The sequence below is a fragment of the Anoxybacillus sp. PDR2 genome (assembly GCF_009834045.1).
Classification (GTDB): Bacteria; Bacillota; Bacilli; order Bacillales; family Anoxybacillaceae; genus Anoxybacteroides; species Anoxybacteroides rupiense.
The window spans coordinates 54487-71576 of record NZ_CP047158.1; the positions used below are offsets into that span (position 1 = coordinate 54487).

The 17090-nt window shown below is 41.3% G+C and carries 16 protein-coding genes; all 16 read left to right on the forward strand.

The window, feature by feature from the left end:
- Nucleotides 1-70 precede the first annotated feature (70 nt).
- On the forward strand, nt 71-979 hold the full coding sequence (yabG, locus tag GRQ40_RS00270) for a sporulation peptidase YabG (RefSeq protein WP_066151227.1): 909 nt from the start codon (nt 71-73) through the stop codon (nt 977-979).
- 182 nt (nt 980-1161) lie between these two features.
- Complete coding sequence (veg, locus tag GRQ40_RS00275) at nt 1162-1425, forward strand: biofilm formation stimulator Veg (RefSeq protein ID WP_044742047.1); 264 nt, start codon at nt 1162-1164, stop codon at nt 1423-1425.
- A gap of 111 nt (nt 1426-1536) precedes the next feature.
- Complete coding sequence (locus tag GRQ40_RS00280; protein ID WP_066151258.1) at nt 1537-1716, forward strand: small, acid-soluble spore protein, alpha/beta type; 180 nt, start codon at nt 1537-1539, stop codon at nt 1714-1716.
- Between the two features lie 151 nt (nt 1717-1867).
- A complete protein-coding gene (gene ispE / locus GRQ40_RS00285) occupies nt 1868-2737 on the forward strand; it encodes a 4-(cytidine 5'-diphospho)-2-C-methyl-D-erythritol kinase (RefSeq protein ID WP_066151223.1) in 870 nt (289 codons plus the stop codon).
- Nucleotides 2738-2794: 57 nt separating this feature from the next.
- On the forward strand, nt 2795-3619 hold the full coding sequence (gene purR, locus GRQ40_RS00290) for a pur operon repressor (protein ID WP_044742031.1): 825 nt from the start codon (nt 2795-2797) through the stop codon (nt 3617-3619).
- A 20-nt stretch (nt 3620-3639) separates the two neighbouring features.
- Nucleotides 3640-4014, forward strand: coding sequence for a 2-iminobutanoate/2-iminopropanoate deaminase (gene ridA, locus GRQ40_RS00295; protein ID WP_066151220.1), 375 nt, complete (start codon nt 3640-3642; stop codon nt 4012-4014).
- Between the two features lie 386 nt (nt 4015-4400).
- Nucleotides 4401-4691 carry a septation regulator SpoVG gene (spoVG, locus tag GRQ40_RS00300; protein WP_044742029.1) on the forward strand — a complete coding sequence of 97 codons (291 nt, stop codon included), beginning with the start codon at nt 4401-4403 and terminating at the stop codon, nt 4689-4691.
- Between the two features lie 127 nt (nt 4692-4818).
- Nucleotides 4819-6198 carry a bifunctional UDP-N-acetylglucosamine diphosphorylase/glucosamine-1-phosphate N-acetyltransferase GlmU gene (gene glmU / locus GRQ40_RS00305; protein WP_159719160.1) on the forward strand — a complete coding sequence of 460 codons (1380 nt, stop codon included), beginning with the start codon at nt 4819-4821 and terminating at the stop codon, nt 6196-6198.
- 9 nt (nt 6199-6207) lie between these two features.
- A complete protein-coding gene (locus GRQ40_RS00310) occupies nt 6208-7161 on the forward strand; it encodes a ribose-phosphate diphosphokinase (RefSeq protein WP_156450564.1) in 954 nt (317 codons plus the stop codon).
- 76 nt (nt 7162-7237) lie between these two features.
- Nucleotides 7238-7867, forward strand: a complete 630-nt coding sequence (locus tag GRQ40_RS00315; RefSeq protein WP_066151215.1) for a 50S ribosomal protein L25/general stress protein Ctc — start codon at nt 7238-7240, stop codon at nt 7865-7867.
- Nucleotides 7868-8174: 307 nt separating this feature from the next.
- Nucleotides 8175-8735 (forward strand): aminoacyl-tRNA hydrolase, encoded by a 561-nt coding sequence (gene pth, locus GRQ40_RS00320; RefSeq protein WP_066151212.1) that lies wholly within the window; start codon nt 8175-8177, stop codon nt 8733-8735.
- Nucleotides 8736-8797: 62 nt separating this feature from the next.
- A complete protein-coding gene (locus tag GRQ40_RS00325; RefSeq protein WP_044742024.1) occupies nt 8798-9028 on the forward strand; it encodes an anti-sigma-F factor Fin in 231 nt (76 codons plus the stop codon).
- A 61-nt stretch (nt 9029-9089) separates the two neighbouring features.
- A complete protein-coding gene (gene mfd, locus GRQ40_RS00330; protein WP_159719161.1) occupies nt 9090-12623 on the forward strand; it encodes a transcription-repair coupling factor in 3534 nt (1177 codons plus the stop codon).
- A gap of 495 nt (nt 12624-13118) precedes the next feature.
- Entirely contained in the window at nt 13119-13655 is a 537-nt protein-coding gene (gene spoVT, locus GRQ40_RS00335; RefSeq protein WP_044742022.1) for a stage V sporulation protein T, read from the forward strand.
- 370 nt (nt 13656-14025) lie between these two features.
- Entirely contained in the window at nt 14026-15627 is a 1602-nt protein-coding gene (locus GRQ40_RS00340) for a putative polysaccharide biosynthesis protein (protein ID WP_159719162.1), read from the forward strand.
- The gene (gene mazG, locus GRQ40_RS00345; RefSeq protein ID WP_159719163.1) at nt 15624-17087 is read left to right on the forward strand and encodes a bifunctional methyltransferase/pyrophosphohydrolase YabN; all 1464 of its coding nucleotides are present in this window, start codon (nt 15624-15626) and stop codon (nt 17085-17087) included. The genes GRQ40_RS00340 and mazG overlap by 4 nt, the downstream gene beginning before the upstream one ends.
- The last annotated feature ends 3 nt before the right edge of the window (nt 17088-17090 follow it).

A 17090-nucleotide genomic window follows, 5' to 3' on the forward strand; every position in this document is an offset into this window, starting at 1 on the left:
TTCGCTTCACCTCTTGAAAATCTATGCATATTGTACTTAATAAATCGTATATTTTTGGAGTGAAGAGGCAATGGATATCAAAATCGGCGATATTGTCGCTAGGAAGTCATATGAATGCGATTTGCTATTCCGAGTCATTGACATTAAGGTGAGGAATGACGGAGAAAAAGAAGTCATTTTGCATGGAGAAGATGTGCGATTAATAGCTGATGCTCCATTCGATGATTTAATCATTATTGATGAGCAAGAGCAGCAAATGAGACAGAAAAAAGAAAGTGAATTAATCGAGCAGTCGTATAAATTGTTAAGGCAAGATTATCACTTATTAAAGCAAAAATCAGAGTACCGAGCAACAGGAGGCTATCAAACAGAGGAAGATTTTTTTCAAATCCCGGGGCGCGTTCTGCACATGGACGGTGACCCTGTGTATTTACGAAAATGCTTAAGCATGTATGAGCGAATTGGCGTCCCGGTACATGGAATATATTGCGAAGAAAAGGAAATGCCAGAAAGGGTTGGGGAGCTTATCGACCGAATTCGTCCTGATATTTTAGTGATCACAGGACATGACTCTTATTCGAAATCGAAAGGAAAAGCGACGGATTTAAAGGCATATCGTCACTCGCGATATTTTGTGCAGACTGTGAAAGAAGCGCGCAAAAGAATACCTCATCTCGACCAGCTCGTCATTTTTGCAGGAGCTTGTCAATCGTATTTTGAATCGCTTATTCGCGCAGGCGCCAACTTCGCTAGTTCTCCAGCTCGGGTCAATATTCATGCCCTTGACCCTGTCTATATTGTTTCTAGGATTAGCTTTACTCCTTTTATTGAAACGGTTCATGTTTGGGATGTATTACGAAATACATTGACTGGTGAAAAAGGGCTCGGAGGCATAGAAACGAAAGGAGTCCTGCGCACAGGAATGCCATTTCGTCTAATTGAAAAAGAAAATCAGGAAGGTCGCTACGACGGGAGATAGTCGGGCGATCTTTTCTATGTTTGATACATAATTTTTCATAAACAGTATATAATATGCACAGAAATGAGAAAAATGTAGAAAAATACACATTGACATAAATAAAAAATGGTTGGTATAATTTTTATTTTTGATTTTTGAGTAATAATTTGTTATAATTAAATCAGTGAGGTGGAGGGCGAATGATGGCAAAAACTTTATCCGATATTAAGAAGGCGTTAGACTCTAACATCGGTAAACGCCTAACATTAAAAGCGAACGGTGGGCGAAGAAAAACCATTGAACGCTGCGGGATTCTTGCAGAAACGTATCCATCTGTCTTTGTCATTGAGCTTGATCAAGCGGAAAACGCATTCGAGCGTGTATCTTATAGCTATGCTGACGTGTTAACAGAAACAGTAAAATTAACCTTTTTAGATGACGATCATATGGTAATGGGCGGGCAGTAGACATTTGTTTGCTGCTTTTTGTTTTGTACTTTTCTTTATAAAGGAAACATAAAGATGCGTCTGTTTTTAAATAATAAAATTGTCGCGGTTTTTGAAAGGAGCTGCTTGCAATTGAGCAGACGTCGAGGAATGATGTCACAGCAGTTTAAGGAAGAGCTGGCCAAAGAGTTGGGATTTTACGATGTCGTTCAAAAAGAAGGCTGGGGAGCTATTCGCGCGAAAGATGCGGGAAATATGGTGAAATTAGCGATACAAATGGCGGAACGTCATTTGGCTGAGAGGACAAAGTAATCAAAATCACTAAAAATTATAACCGCGGCAGCCGAAGCTTAATGGCTTCGGTTTTTCTTTGACAAGGCTCTTGAAAGATTGCATAATGGAGTTCGTTGGTTTGTGGTAAAATGTTCGTATAAGTTTGAAGTGGATAAAGTAGGTGGAAAGTTTGAGACTATTGGTAAAAGCTCCGGCTAAAATCAATTTATCGTTAGATGTGCTACATAAACGGCCAGACGGATATCACGAAGTCAAAATGGTGATGACGACGATTGATCTTGCTGACCGAATCGAACTAGTCCCATTAGCCAGCGATACAATTAAAATTGTCTCACATAATCGATTTGTTCCTGACGATCATCGGAATTTAGCTTACCAAGCAGCAAAATTGCTGAAAGAAACGTTTGGAATTCGCAAGGGGGTCGCTATTTCAATTGCGAAAGCGATTCCGGTCGCTGCTGGTTTGGCTGGAGGAAGCAGTGATGCAGCAGCTACACTGCGAGGACTAAATAAACTTTGGAGACTGGGACTTACTCTCGATGAATTAGCCGAGCTTGGTGCAAAAATAGGTTCTGACGTATCGTTTTGCGTCTATGGCGGAACAGCCATTGCCACCGGACGAGGAGAAAAAATTGAACATATTCCTGCTCCTCCACCGTGCTGGGTCATTCTAGCAAAACCAGCCATCGGGGTTTCAACAGCCGAAGTGTATCGAAGTTTAAATGTCAACACGATTGAGCACCCTGATGTCGATGGAATGGTACAAGCCATTAAACACCAAGATTACGAAGGAATTTGTTCTCTTGTTGGAAATGTATTGGAAGATGTGACGTTAAAAAAATATCCAGAGGTAGCCCATATTAAAGAGCAAATGAAGCGTTTCGGGGCTGATGCGGTATTAATGAGCGGAAGCGGCCCGACGGTTTTTGGACTCGTCCAGTATGATTCACGATTGCAGCGCATTTATAACGGTTTAAGAGGTTTTTGTGACCAAGTCTTTACAGTGAGGTTATTAGGAGAGCGGAATACGCTTGATTAAATACGTACATTAATGTTATATTTACCATATAACATTCGGTTTTTAGGGGGTTCGTTTATGAAATTAAGGCGCAGTAGCCGCTTAGTCGATATGACGCACTATCTCCTAGAACATCCCCATCAGCTGGTCCCGCTCACTTTTTTTGCTGAACGCTATCAGTCGGCCAAATCTTCCATTAGTGAGGATTTAGCGATTATTAAGCAAACATTTGAACAGCAAGGGATCGGAACATTGAAAACACTTTCAGGCGCGGCAGGCGGAGTTCAATATATTCCTAAAATCTCTGTTGATGAAGCCAAAGAGACGGTTCATTACTTATGTGAGCAGCTGGCAAATCCGGATCGATTGCTGCCCGGTGGGTATCTTTATATGACGGATATTCTTGGAGATCCGCGAATTGTCAATAAAATCGGCCAATTATATGCGTCTCTTTTTGCCGAACGGACTATTGATGTCGTTATGACCATTGCGACAAAGGGGATTCCGTTAGCTTATGCTGTAGCCCATTTTTTGAATGTGCCTGTGGTGATCGTGCGTCATGATAATAAAGTGACAGAAGGATCGATGGTTAGCATTAATTACGTATCTGGCTCGTCTAAACGCATTCAAACAATGGTATTGGCAAAACGCAGTTTAGCAGAGGGAACGAACGTATTAATTATCGATGATTTTATGAAAGCGGGCGGCACGATACATGGTATGACCAGTTTATTAAATGAGTTTAACGCTCGTTTGGCTGGAATCGGAGTGCTTGTCGAGTCAGAAGATATAAGTGAACGGCTTGTGGATGAATACGTTTCCTTAGTGAAGCTTTCTTCTGTTAATATAAAAGAGAAGCACATTGCTGTAAAAGAAGGAAACTATTTAAATTTTCTCGAATAAAAGAAAGGAGTCATACAAAGATGGAAAAAGTACAAACATCGAAAGCGCCTCAGGCGATTGGCCCATACTCCCAAGGAATCATTGTTAATAATATGTTCTACAGCTCAGGTCAAATTGCCTTGACACCAGAAGGAGAAATGGTGCAGGGAGATGTCAAAGAGCAAACTCATCAAGTGTTCAAAAATTTGAAGGCCGTTCTGGAAGCAGCAGGAGCATCACTTGAAACAGTTGTAAAAACAACCGTTTTCTTAAAAAGCATGGACGATTTTGCAGCTGTGAATGAAGTATATGGCCAGTATTTTAATGAGCATAAACCAGCGCGTTCTTGCGTAGCAGTGGCTCAGCTGCCAAAAGACGCACTTGTTGAAATTGAAGTGATTGCTTTAGTGAAATAAGTTTAGCGATATCCCAACTATAAGATACTTGTTGGCGGGTGCACGGTCACGCCAAAGCGTGACCGTGCACCCACTTGCCTTCCGTTCGAGGCTTTTTACAGATATAGATACGGTCCGTTCATCATTTATGAGGCGCAAGAATAACAAGCAAATCCATTTTATTAGGCCCCACGAGTGAATGATAGCTTTTCTACTCCCCTTTTCCCTTATTAGATTTTCCCGCATATCTTCATTCGACAGCATCGGCTAGAATAAACACTTATTTTGACAAAAACAGGTCATTTTATCTATTTTTTATGAAATTTTTTAAATTAAAAGAAGGAAATGCGAGATGAATGTGGAATAAATTAACCAAGTTCTTATATAGGGAAAAGGTGGTGAGCAGAATGGAAGTAACCGACGTTAGATTACGCCGCGTGAATACCGAAGGACGTATGAGAGCGATTGCTTCTATTACGCTGGATAACGAATTTGTGGTGCATGATATTCGCGTAATTGATGGCAATAACGGCTTGTTTGTGGCTATGCCAAGCAAGCGTACTCCTGACGGGGAGTTTCGCGACATCGCACATCCAATTAATTCCACAACTCGTGGAAAAATTCAAGAAGCAGTATTAGCTGAGTATCACCGTTTAGGGGAACTTGAAGAAGAGTTAGAAGAAGCCGGTGCTTCTTAAATAAAAAAAGCCTGTTCTGTGCAACAGGCTTTTTTTATTTTCTGGTAAAATGGAATGTTTCCTTGAAATACATAGCTAATTAGGATATATTCAATTATGGATAAAAAGGTAATTGGAGGCCCTGTTTATGGTAAAACGATACGCGATAATATTGGCGGCGGGACAGGGAACAAGAATGAAATCAAACCTATATAAAGTCTTACATCCTGTCTGCGGCAAGCCAATGGTTCAGCATGTAGTCGATCAAGTATCGCGGCTTGATCTTGAGAAGTTAATTACCGTAGTTGGATTTGGTGCGGAACAAGTAAAAAAACAAATCAGTGATAAAAGCGAATTTGCTCTCCAAGAAAAGCAGCTAGGGACTGCTCATGCTGTTATGCAAGCTTCTCCTTACTTGAAAGGACTGGAAGGTGTAACACTTGTTGTGTGCGGTGATACCCCACTCATCACGGCTGAAACGATGAAAGCGCTATTAGAGCATCATCTTTCAACCAAGGCTAAAGCGACGATTTTAACGGCAATTGTAGAAAATCCTAGCGGATATGGCCGAATTGTCCGAAATGATGAAGGAAGCGTAGAAAAAATTGTAGAGCATAAAGATGCTACAGAAGAGGAACGGTCTATTCAAGAGATTAATACAGGAACGTATTGTTTCGATAACAAAGCATTGTTTGAAGCGCTTACAAATGTATCGAATCAGAATGTTCAAGGCGAGTATTATTTAACTGATGTGATTGAAATTTTAAGAAAAAAAGGCGAAATCATTTCTGCTTATCAGTCCCCTTCGTTTGAGGAAACAATAGGGATCAACGACCGCATTGCCCTTTCTCAAGCTGAGGCGATTATGCGCAAACGGATTAACTATGCGCATATGACCAATGGCGTGACAATTATTGATCCAGAGCATACCTATATATCACCAGAAGCGGAAATTGGACGTGACACCATCATTTATCCTGGTACGATCATTGAAGGAAAAACAACGATTGGAAAAGAGTGTATCATTGGCCCTCATTCTGAAATTAAAGATTGTTCGATTGGTGACGGCACGACGGTTCGTCACTCTGTTGCCCATGACAGTGAAATTGGACATCAAGTAACGATTGGTCCCTTTGCTCATATTCGTCCATCGTCTCAAATCGGCGATGATGTTCGGATTGGCAATTTTGTTGAAATTAAAAAATCCACCTTTGGCAAAGGCAGCAAAGCTTCGCATTTAAGCTACATTGGCGACGCTGAGGTCGGGGAAGATGTCAATTTAGGCTGCGGTTCTATCACAGTGAACTATGATGGAAAGCATAAATATTTAACCAAAATTGAAGATGGCGCATTTATCGGCTGTAATGCTAACTTGATTGCTCCAGTGACCATTGGAAAAGGCGCTTATGTAGCTGCTGGCTCTACCATTACAGACGATGTCCCGGGAAATGCTTTATCGATTGCTCGCGCCCGCCAGGTTAATAAAGAAAATTATGTGGATCGCCTTAACTTTAAGAAAAATTCCTGATGGAGGTTTATCATGTCTCAATATCTTGATTCCAGTCTAAAATTATTTTCGTTAAATTCGAATATGAAGCTGGCAGAGGAAATTGCTCAAGTGATTGGGGTACAATTGGGAAAATGCTCTGTATCCCGATTCAGTGATGGAGAAATTCAAATCAACATTGAGGAGAGCATTCGCGGCGGAGATGTATTTGTTATCCAATCGACCAGCGCCCCTGTCAATGAACATTTAATGGAGCTTTTAATTATGATTGATGCACTGAAGCGGGCGTCAGCCAAAACGATTAATATCGTTATGCCTTACTATGGATATGCTAGACAAGATCGTAAAGCGCGTTCTCGCGAGCCGATTACAGCTAAGCTGGTTGCGAATCTGCTAGAAACGGCGGGGGCTTCTCGCGTGATTACGCTTGATCTCCATGCTCCACAAATTCAAGGATTTTTCGATGTTCCAATCGACCATTTAATGGGTGTGCCAATTTTAGCGGACTATTTTAAAAACAAAAATCTTCAAGACATCGTGATCGTATCCCCAGACCATGGAGGAGTAACACGGGCCCGTCGGTTAGCTGATCGGTTAAAAGCTCCGATTGCGATTATTGATAAACGCCGCCCTAAACCAAACGTTGCTGAAGTTATGAATATCGTCGGACAAGTGGAAGGCAAAACGGCCATTCTCATTGACGATATTATTGATACCGCTGGAACGATAACATTAGCGGCCAATGCACTTGTAGAAAATGGAGCTAGTGAAGTATATGCGTGTTGTACGCATCCGGTACTTTCAGGTCCAGCGATTGAGAGAATTCAAAATTCAAAAATTAAAGAGCTTGTTGTGACAAATTCGATTGCTCTTCCAGAAGAAAAGAAAATTGATAAAATTGTAGAACTATCAGTAGCCCCGTTGATTGCCGAAGCGATTATTCGTATTTATGAAATGCAATCGATTAGTGCCTTGTTTGATTGAGAAAAATAGATGTTTAAATCCTCCTGTTTTAGGACAAAGTAATTCGTAGAGTCTTTAAACAGGAGGAGGATGACGCATGGCTGTGCTCGAAGCGAAAGAGCGTACAGAAGGGCAAGGCTTTGGATTGCGCAAAATCCGATTACAAGGAAATATTCCTGGAGTACTTTACGGAAAAAATGTGAAAAATCGTGTCGTTTATATGAATGCGGCAGATTTTTTGAAAACCGTTCGCGAAGCAGGACGAAATGGCTTAATCACGTTAAAGGTAAATGGTGAAAGTCATTCTGCGTTGTTACGTGATATTCAAAAAGATCCGATTCGCAATGAGATTATTCACGTCGATTTTCAAGTCGTTGATATGTCAACAGAGGTTGATGTGGCTGTTAATGTACATTTAGTTGGTAATGCAGCTGGCGTGAAAGATGGCGGTGTATTACAGCAGTCTTTACATCAGCTGTCGATTCGGGCGTTGCCAGCCAACATCCCTTCCTCAATTGATATTGACATTTCCTCATTACAGGTTGGTGAAACCATTACAGTGGGCGATGTGCAAACAGGTGGGATGTACGAAATCAATCATGAGTCGGAAGAAGTGATTGCCTCGATTTTACCACCTAAGCAGGAAGAGGAAATTCATAGCGGCGAACAACAGGAACCAGGTCACCCGGAAGCTGAAGAGGGAAGAGAAACTACGCCTGAATCGTGATGACAGACGTAACCGTATTTCGGTTACGTCTTTTGTGATAATATTTGACGTAGGGTTGTGTGTCTGTTTTGCGGCCGAATGTTGATCTGCACTTTTGGCTGTTGGTTTTCCTGTTATGATATCCGCAGCAAAAAGTGAAAATTTTACGTTCGCCATCCCGATGACAGCCGTCACGGGCTTTGTGTTCGTGTGTCCAGATGCTGGGGTAGCGTTGACACATTCCATGAGAACGATATCGTGACAAGGGATTACACCAAGAAAATGAAAAGATCGAAAGAACGTGTCATATAGAGAGGAGATAAAGGCATTGAAGTTACTGGTCGGTCTAGGAAATCCGGGGAGAGAATATGAACAGACAAGACATAATGTCGGATTTATGGTCATCGATGAGCTTGCGAAAAGATGGAATCTTTCATACAATCAAACTAAATTTAATGGGCTGTTTTCATCACACATGGTAGGAACAGAAAAAGTCATATTATGTAAGCCGCTAACATATATGAATTTATCAGGTGAGTGTGTTCGCCCGTTGATGGATTATTTTAAAATGGATATAGATGATTTATTGGTTATCTATGATGATTTAGATCTGCCAGTAGGAAAAATTCGTTTACGGGTAAAAGGAAGCGCCGGAGGTCATAACGGGATTAAATCGTTAATCCATCATTTAGGCACAGATCAATTTAAACGGATCCGCATTGGTATTGGCCGTCCACAAAACGGTCAAAAAGTAACCGATTACGTATTAGGACGGTTTATAAGCGAGGAACAACCGGATATTCAGCATGCTATCATGCGTGCGGCTGACGCTTGCGAAAAATTTATGACCGAACCTTTTTTGCAAGTGATGAATGAATTTAATGCATGAATAAAATCCTCCTAAATGGTAAAAAATGAATGTGAGCAAGAGACCGTTAGGAGGTTATCCATATGGCATTACACTATTATTGTCGGCATTGTGGAGTAAAAATAGGAACGATCAGTCAAGTGCCGATATATAGTGAACAACTGGGCTTTCACCATTTAACAGAAGAAGAGCGATTAGATATGATCTCCTATCTTCCAAACGGGGAAATTCATGTAAAAACGATTTGTGAAGATTGCTATGAGGCGCTTGAGAGAAATCCGGAACTGCATCAATGCGAAAAATTTATTCAGTAGATCGCTTTGGGTGACCAAAGCATTTTTGCATTTATTGCTTTGCGAGAGGAGGGAGAGCAAGGTGCGTTCGTTGCATCATTATTTTATCGAAAACCAAGATATTCAATCGATCATGAAAGGAATTGAGGCGGGGTTAAAAGAGCAGCTTATAACAGGATTATCTGGCTCTGCTCGATCCGTATTTTTATCTGCTCTTTATAAAGAAACAGCAAGACCGCTTCTTATTGTTGCTCATAACCTATTTCAAGCGCAAAAAATATATGATGATCTTGTTCAAATTTTAGGATCAGAGGAAGTGTTTCTGTATCCAGTTAATGAAATGATTGCCGCAGAAATGGCCATTGCTAGCCCGGAACTAAAGGCTCAGCGTTTAGAGGTCATGAATTATTGGTCAGAGCAAAAAAGAGGAATTGTGATTGCTCCTGTTGCTGGGGTGCGGCGTTTATTGCCGCCAAAGTCGTTATGGAAAGAAAATTTACTGAAAATTACTGTGGAGCAAGAATTCGATATTGAAGCTTATAAACATCGTTTTGTTCAAATGGGATATAAGCGTGTATCCGTTGTATCAACCCCGGGAGAATTTAGCATCCGCGGTGGTATTATTGATATTTATCCGTTAACAGCTGAATTGCCATACCGAATGGAATTATTTGATACAGAGGTAGAATCGATTCGAACATTTACGGTTGACGATCAACGCTCTCATGAGGAAGTGCAGCAAGTTTTAATCGGACCTGTAAATGAGACACTTGTATATGGGGATGCACTGCAGCAAGGAATCAAGCGCATTGAGATGGGATTAAAAGAAAGTATTCAAAAGGTCAAAGATGAAAAAACGAAGCAGCTGCTATTGGAGCATATTTCATATGAGCTCGAGCGCTTGAAGCAAGGGCAAGAAATTGAGCAGCCATATAAATATTCGGCACTTTTTTATGAGCAGCCTGCTAGTTTGCTAGATTATCTGCCAGAAAACGGTTTGTTGTTGCTTGATGAGGTGAGCCGGCTACAAGAAACGTCAGAAAATTTAGATGAAGAGGAAGCAGAGTGGCAGACAAGTTTACTTGCAGAGGGTAAAACGATTCATACTGCTTTTGTTTCTCACTCATTTTCTGATCTATTGCAGAAAAACAAAAGGCCGATTTTATATTTATCGCTCTTTTTACGGCATGTTCCGCACACCCATCCGCAAAATATCGTCAATATTTCCTGCAAGCAAATGCAAAATTTTCATGGACAAATGCCGTTGCTAAAGGCGGAGCTAGAAAGATGGAAAAAGGCGAAATACGCCATCGTTTTTTTAGCTGCGAATGCAGAACGAATGCGAAAATTACAATCTGTTTTGGAAGATTATGAGATGGATGCTTCTCCTTTGCCTGGAGGAGCGTTGCCGATGCATGGCAAGATCCAGATTATTCAAGGAGACTTGGGCACTGGTTTTGAGTTGCCGATGCAAAAACTGGCGGTCATTACTGAAGAAGAACTATTTAAAAAGCGGGTAAAAAAACCAGCTCGCCGACAGAAATTATCAAATGCAGAGCGAATTAAAAGCTATTCAGAGCTGCAAGTAGGAGATTATGTAGTCCATGTCAATCATGGGATTGGTAAATACTTAGGCATCGAGACGTTAGAAATCAATGGGATTCATAAAGACTATATTCATATTCAATATCAAGGTAGCGATACGCTCTATGTTCCTGTTGATCAAATCGATCAGGTGCAAAAATATGTAGGCTCAGAGGGAAAAGAACCGAAAATTTATAAATTGGGCGGTTCGGAATGGAAAAAGGTAAAGAAAAAGGTTGAGTCGTCTGTTCAAGATATTGCGGAAGACTTAATTAAACTTTATGCAGAGCGGGAAGCAAGCAAGGGATATGCGTTTTCTCCAGATACGGAAATGCAGCGCGAATTTGAAGCAGCCTTTCCTTATCAAGAAACAGATGATCAGCTGCGTTCTATTGAGGAAATTAAACGGGATATGGAAAGCGAAAAGCCGATGGATCGTTTATTATGCGGCGATGTCGGCTACGGAAAAACAGAAGTGGCCCTTCGCGCAGCCTTTAAAGCGATTATGGATGGAAAGCAAGTAGCTTTTTTAGTTCCAACCACTATTTTGGCCCAGCAGCATTATGAAACGATTCGAGAGCGGTTTCAAGGATATCCGATTGAAATTGGCCTGCTTAATCGTTTTCGGACAAGGAAGCAGCAATCAGAGACGATCCAAGGATTGAAAAATGGCACAGTTGACATTGTGATTGGCACCCATCGATTATTATCGAGGGATGTAGCCTTTAAAGACTTAGGGCTGCTCATTATTGATGAAGAGCAGCGGTTTGGTGTAAGCCATAAAGAGAAAATTAAACAGCTAAAAGCGAATATTGATGTGCTAACATTGACTGCAACGCCGATTCCTAGAACATTGCATATGTCCATGATTGGCGTGCGTGATTTATCCATTATTGAGACTCCGCCGGAAAATCGTTTTCCTGTACAGACGTATGTGATGGAACATACGCCAGAGCTAATTCGCGAGGCCATTGAGCGAGAGCTTGCCAGAGATGGGCAAGTATTTGTCTTGTACAACCGCATTGAAGATATTGATATAAGAGCGGAAGAGATCTCGATGCTTGTACCCGACGCTCGTGTCACATATGCGCACGGGAGAATGAGCGAGAACGAACTGGAATCTGTGCTTCTTGCATTTTTAGAGGGACAATACGATGTGCTAGTGACGACGACAATTATTGAAACAGGCGTTGATATACCAAGCGTTAATACATTGATTGTATATGAGGCAGATAAAATGGGGCTATCCCAGCTTTATCAGTTAAGAGGGCGCGTTGGCCGTTCAAATCGGGTAGCGTATGCCTATTTTACGTATCGAAAGGATAAAGTATTAAATGAGGTTGCTGAGAAACGGCTGCAGGCAATTAAAGAATTTACAGAGCTCGGATCGGGATTTAAAATTGCCATGCGTGATTTATCCATTCGTGGAGCCGGAAATATACTGGGAGCTGAGCAGCATGGATTTATTGACTCGGTTGGTTTTGACTTGTATTCACAAATGCTGAAAGAAGCGATTGAAAAACGAAGAGGAGTGCAGCAAGAAGAAAAGCCAGCTGATGTGGAAATCGATATCGAAATTGATGCTTATATTCCTGATACGTATATTTCTGATGGCTTGCAAAAAATTGATATGTATAAACGCTTTAAAGCGATCAGCACCCTAGAAGAGTTGGAGGAGCTTCGCGAAGAAATGTTGGATCGTTTTGGAGAATATCCAGATGAGGTAGATTATTTATTCCAAATTGCTGAAATGAAGGTATATGCAAAACAAAATGGAGTCGAGTCCATTAAACAGCATAAGCAACAAATTGATTTACTATTTAATGATCAGGCTTCTAAGGATGTACAAATCCAACGTTTATCGAAAATAGGAAACAGATATGGACGAATATTTGGATTTGGCATGGAAGGTCCAAAGCTAAAAATTGTGCTGTATGTAAAGGGGCTAAAGCCTCAGGAATGGCTTGTCATCTTATATGAAACCTTAAAAGAGTTAGTATATGAGAAAGACGGAAAATCGGTGACAGCTTAAGCATCCCATGTTTACCCGTGGTGTCAGATACAATTGGTTTATTTGTTGTCCTTGTGCTGTATAAATATCAACGAACGTTATCTACAAAAATCCGAAGCCGGAAGAAAAGTCACCGACCTGCCTGGGGGACGCCAAAACCAACCAACAAGCCGCTTCCAGATAAATGAATTTATCTGGAAGCGGTTTTATTGGGTTGTCCGATCATTCCAATCGGATCATCCCTTGTTCGCATGGGACAAATGTTGATGTATCAAGATGTATCTATAATAGTAGTTGAGCATAATGCTTACCTAGCATCATGGGGATCTCATGTTTATTTTTTAGGAATGTTGTCGATCATGGAGGTTGGGGAATTTTATCTAAAATTGAAAAAATCACTTTCATCGTGTATAGAAGTTGGGTTGTGAAGGATACTAATCACAACAATGGTGAATTCTTCAACGAAGGATTCATCGATGTAATTTTTAAATTTAGATGAAAGTGAGGCAGCAATAGATGAAAGCAACTGGTATTGTTCGTCGAATTGATGATTTAGGACGCGTTGTCATTCCAAAAGAAATTCGCAGAACGTTGCGTATTCGAGAAGGAGATCCGCTCGAAATATTCGTTGATCGTGATGGTGAGGTTATATTAAAAAAATATTCGCCTATTAGCGAGCTTGGTGATTTTGCGAAAGAATATGCAGAGGCATTGTTTGACAGCTTAGGTCATCCGGTTTTAATTTGTGACCGAGATACCTTTATCGCCGTAGCTGGTGTGTCGAAAAAAGAATTTCTCAATAAAGGTGTAAGCTCTCTTATTGAGAAAGCAATGGAGGAGCGCCAGTCTGTGATCCATACAGAAGAGAGTGAAGTGGAGCTTGTCGATGGCCATGAGGAACGATTGAAATCATATACAATCGGACCGATTGTGGCGAACGGGGATCCAATTGGAGCTGTTGTCATTTTATCAAAAGACAAAACGATTGGCGAAGTAGAGCACAAATCAGCGGAAACTGCTGCAAGCTTTTTAGCGCGGCAAATGGAGCAATAATGAAATAAAGTGGATTACTTAACAAACGATATCGCTATATTTTGAGCGGTAACACGTGAATGGCCTCCGCTCGCATGTCTAAAGCAGGCAAATGTTATAACGGCTATCAATGTCGACCTGCTTGCTATTGGGTTATCGTTTACGGGGTATGCTAAAAAGAGCGCCTGAGATTTTAAAACAGAATGGACGCCTAATAAAATGTTATCCCCTTAAGGAATGTTTGTACTTTATGCAACGAGCTTTGAGGCGAGCGGGCTGCTTTGAATAAACAGCATTCTATTCCTTCAGAAAGGCAGCTGCTATGCTGTCTTTTTCTTTTTGCGTTATAATGGCAAGGGCTAGCTTTTAGAGTGTTGGAAGGTGAAGCGAAATGGCTATAAATGGTGAATCGCGAAATGCAAGCATATGGCGCGGAGCTACTGTTTTGGCTATTGCAGCCGTTGTAATGAAAATATTGAGCGCTTTTTACCGTATCCCTTATCAAAATATTGTAGGCGATATCGGTTTCTACATTTATCAGCAGGTTTATCCGATTTATGCAATGGTTATAGCTTTAGCTACATACGGCTATCCCGTTGTCATCTCTAAACTTGTAGCGGAGCAAGCAGAAGAAAAAAATGAAGCGGGAATTCGCTATGTTTTGCAAGTCTCATTCTGGTTTTTAGCTGTTATGGGCCTGCTTTGCTTCGGTGTGTTGTACGTAGGGGGAGGGTGGATTGCGCGATGGATGGGAGATGAAAAGCTGACACCGCTGATTCGTACCATTTCTTTCTCATTTTTACTTCTGCCCTTTCTTTCCGTATTACGCGGTTATTTCCAAGGAAAAAATGAGATGATGCCAACGGCTCTGTCACAAGTAGCAGAGCAATCCGTGCGAGTAGCCACGATTATCATCTGTTCATATCTTTTAGTGAAAACGGGACATACCATGTATGAAGCTGGAACAGGTGCTATTTTTGGATCGTTGACGGGAGGGTTTGCAGCGCTTTTGCTTTTAAGTGCGTATTGGCTGCGTAGCGCACGTTCACTGTATTTCTACGAAGCTTCGAGGCTGTCTGCTCAAAGTGTTATTCGGTATTTATTTGTACAAGGATTGACGATCTGTATAGCCAATATGGCACTAACGCTTACTCAACTTGCTGATGCGATGTCGTTATTATCATTGTTAATGGAAAAAGGAATAGAGGAGCAGGCTGCGAAAGCATTTAAAGGAGTATATGATCGCGGTCAGCCGCTTGTGCAGCTAGGAACCGTTGTTGCGACGTCGTTCTCATTAACGCTTGTGCCGCTCATTGCAGGAGCGAAAAAACGCGGGGACGAGACATTTATTTTAGAAAAAATAGACGTCACCTTGCGGGTTGCCCTTGTTGTCGGTATCGGTGCGGCTTTTGGCTTGGCTGCGTTAATCCGTCCGGTCAACATCATGCTGTTCAAAAATGATGCCGGCTCTTGGCCATTAGCTATTTTATCGCTATCTATTTTTTTTACCACGATGTCTCTTACAGCTTCCGCCCTTTTACAAGGGATTGGATATGAGCAATTTGCCGTCATTGGCGTACTCATTGCGTTTATTAGTAAGTGGTTGGGCAATCTTTGGTTTGTCCCTATGTTTGGAATTGCTGGAGCGTCATGGGCTACCTGGCTTTCATACATCGTGATGTTTTTGTTTCTGTATCAAGTATTACGAAAGAAGATAGGTGTTTGGTTTATTAGGAAGAAAGATGTATATGCTGTAATGAAAGCGGCGCTTATAATGGTGGTATCATTAAAACTATATATGTGGGGAACGCAGCTGTGGGGAGGAAGCCGGCTGGGAGCGACAGGTCAAGCATTGCTTGGCGTGCTGCTTGGAGGAAGCGTTTATATTATAATGATTTTAAGAGGAAAGCTTTTCTCTCCAAAAGAGATTGCTTTATTTCCTTTTGGAGAAAAATTACGCATATTTCTTGGCAAAATAGGTGATGAAAAGTGAATACGATTTTTATTTTTGGCTTGGGTGCGGGAGATATAGATCAATTGCCGCTTGGCATTTATCGTCAATTAAAAACGGCTTCTCCACTTTTTTTGCGCACAAAAGAGCATCCGGTTGTACAAGCACTTATTGATGAAGGGGTCTCGGCCACCTCTTTTGATGAGTTATATCAAACATATGAAACGTTTGAAGAAGTATATGAAGCGATTGTTCGTGTACTGTTGGACAAAGCGCAAACGAGCGATGTATATTATGCGGTACCTGGCCACCCTCTCGTAGCAGAAAAAACGGTACAGCTTTTATTAGAGGCTGAACAAAAGCAGCAATGCCGGGTGGTGGTTTCAGGGGGCCAAAGCTTTTTGGATCCGCTGTTTGCCGCTGTGAAAATCGATCCAATTGAAGGCTTTCAGCTTCTGGATGCAACATCGTTTCAGCAAGAGGAGTGGCAGTTAACGAATCACGTTGTTTTTTGTCAAGTATATGATTCATTCATTGCTTCTGAAGTGAAACTCACATTAATGGAACAACTGCCAGATGATTATCCTGTTTATGTGGTGACAGCGGCAGGGACGGTAGCAGAAAAAGTGATTCAAGTTCCTTTGTATGAGCTGGATCGTGTTACGGAGCTGAACAATTTAACGAGCGTCTACGTTCCGCCTGTGAAGGAAGAAAAGTGGCTGTATCATCGTTTTGAGAAATTGCGTCATGTCATTGCTACACTCCGCGGACCAAATGGCTGTCCATGGGATCGTAAGCAGACGCACGAATCATTAAAAAAATATTTGCTAGAAGAAGCATATGAACTGTTTGATGCTATTGATATGCAGGACGATGACGGCATCATTGAAGAATTGGGAGATGTTTTATTGCAAGTGATGCTGCATGCGCAAATTGGTGAGGATGAGGGTCTTTTTTCCATATTTGATGTCATCAAAGGAATTACGGAGAAAATGATTCGCCGCCATCCCCATGTATTTGGCGACATAGAGGTACAAAATGCAGAAGAAGTTTTGCAAAATTGGCAGCTGATTAAGGAAAAAGAAAAACAAGACCGTTCTGTATCGTTGCTTGACCAAGTGCCGAAAAGTTTATCAAGCCTTCTAAAGGCTTATGAATTTCAAGCAAAAGCAGCAAAAGTCGGCTTTGATTGGGATGATGTAAAACCGATGTGGGAGAAAGTAGAAGAAGAAATGCAAGAATTTAAACAGGAGCTTTTGCAAGGACACCAAGATGTGAAAAAGCAAATGAATGAGTTCGGAGATCTATTGTTTGCTCTTGTCAACATCGCTCGTTATTATAAGATCAATCCGGAAGAGGCGTTACAGGCAACAAATATGAAATTTTACCGTCGTTTTTCTTATATTGAAGAGCAGGTGAAGACGCGCGGCTTGCGCATGGAGGCACTATCTCTACAAGAGCTTGATCAATGGTGGGAGGAAGCAAAGGAGAAAGGTCTATAAAAG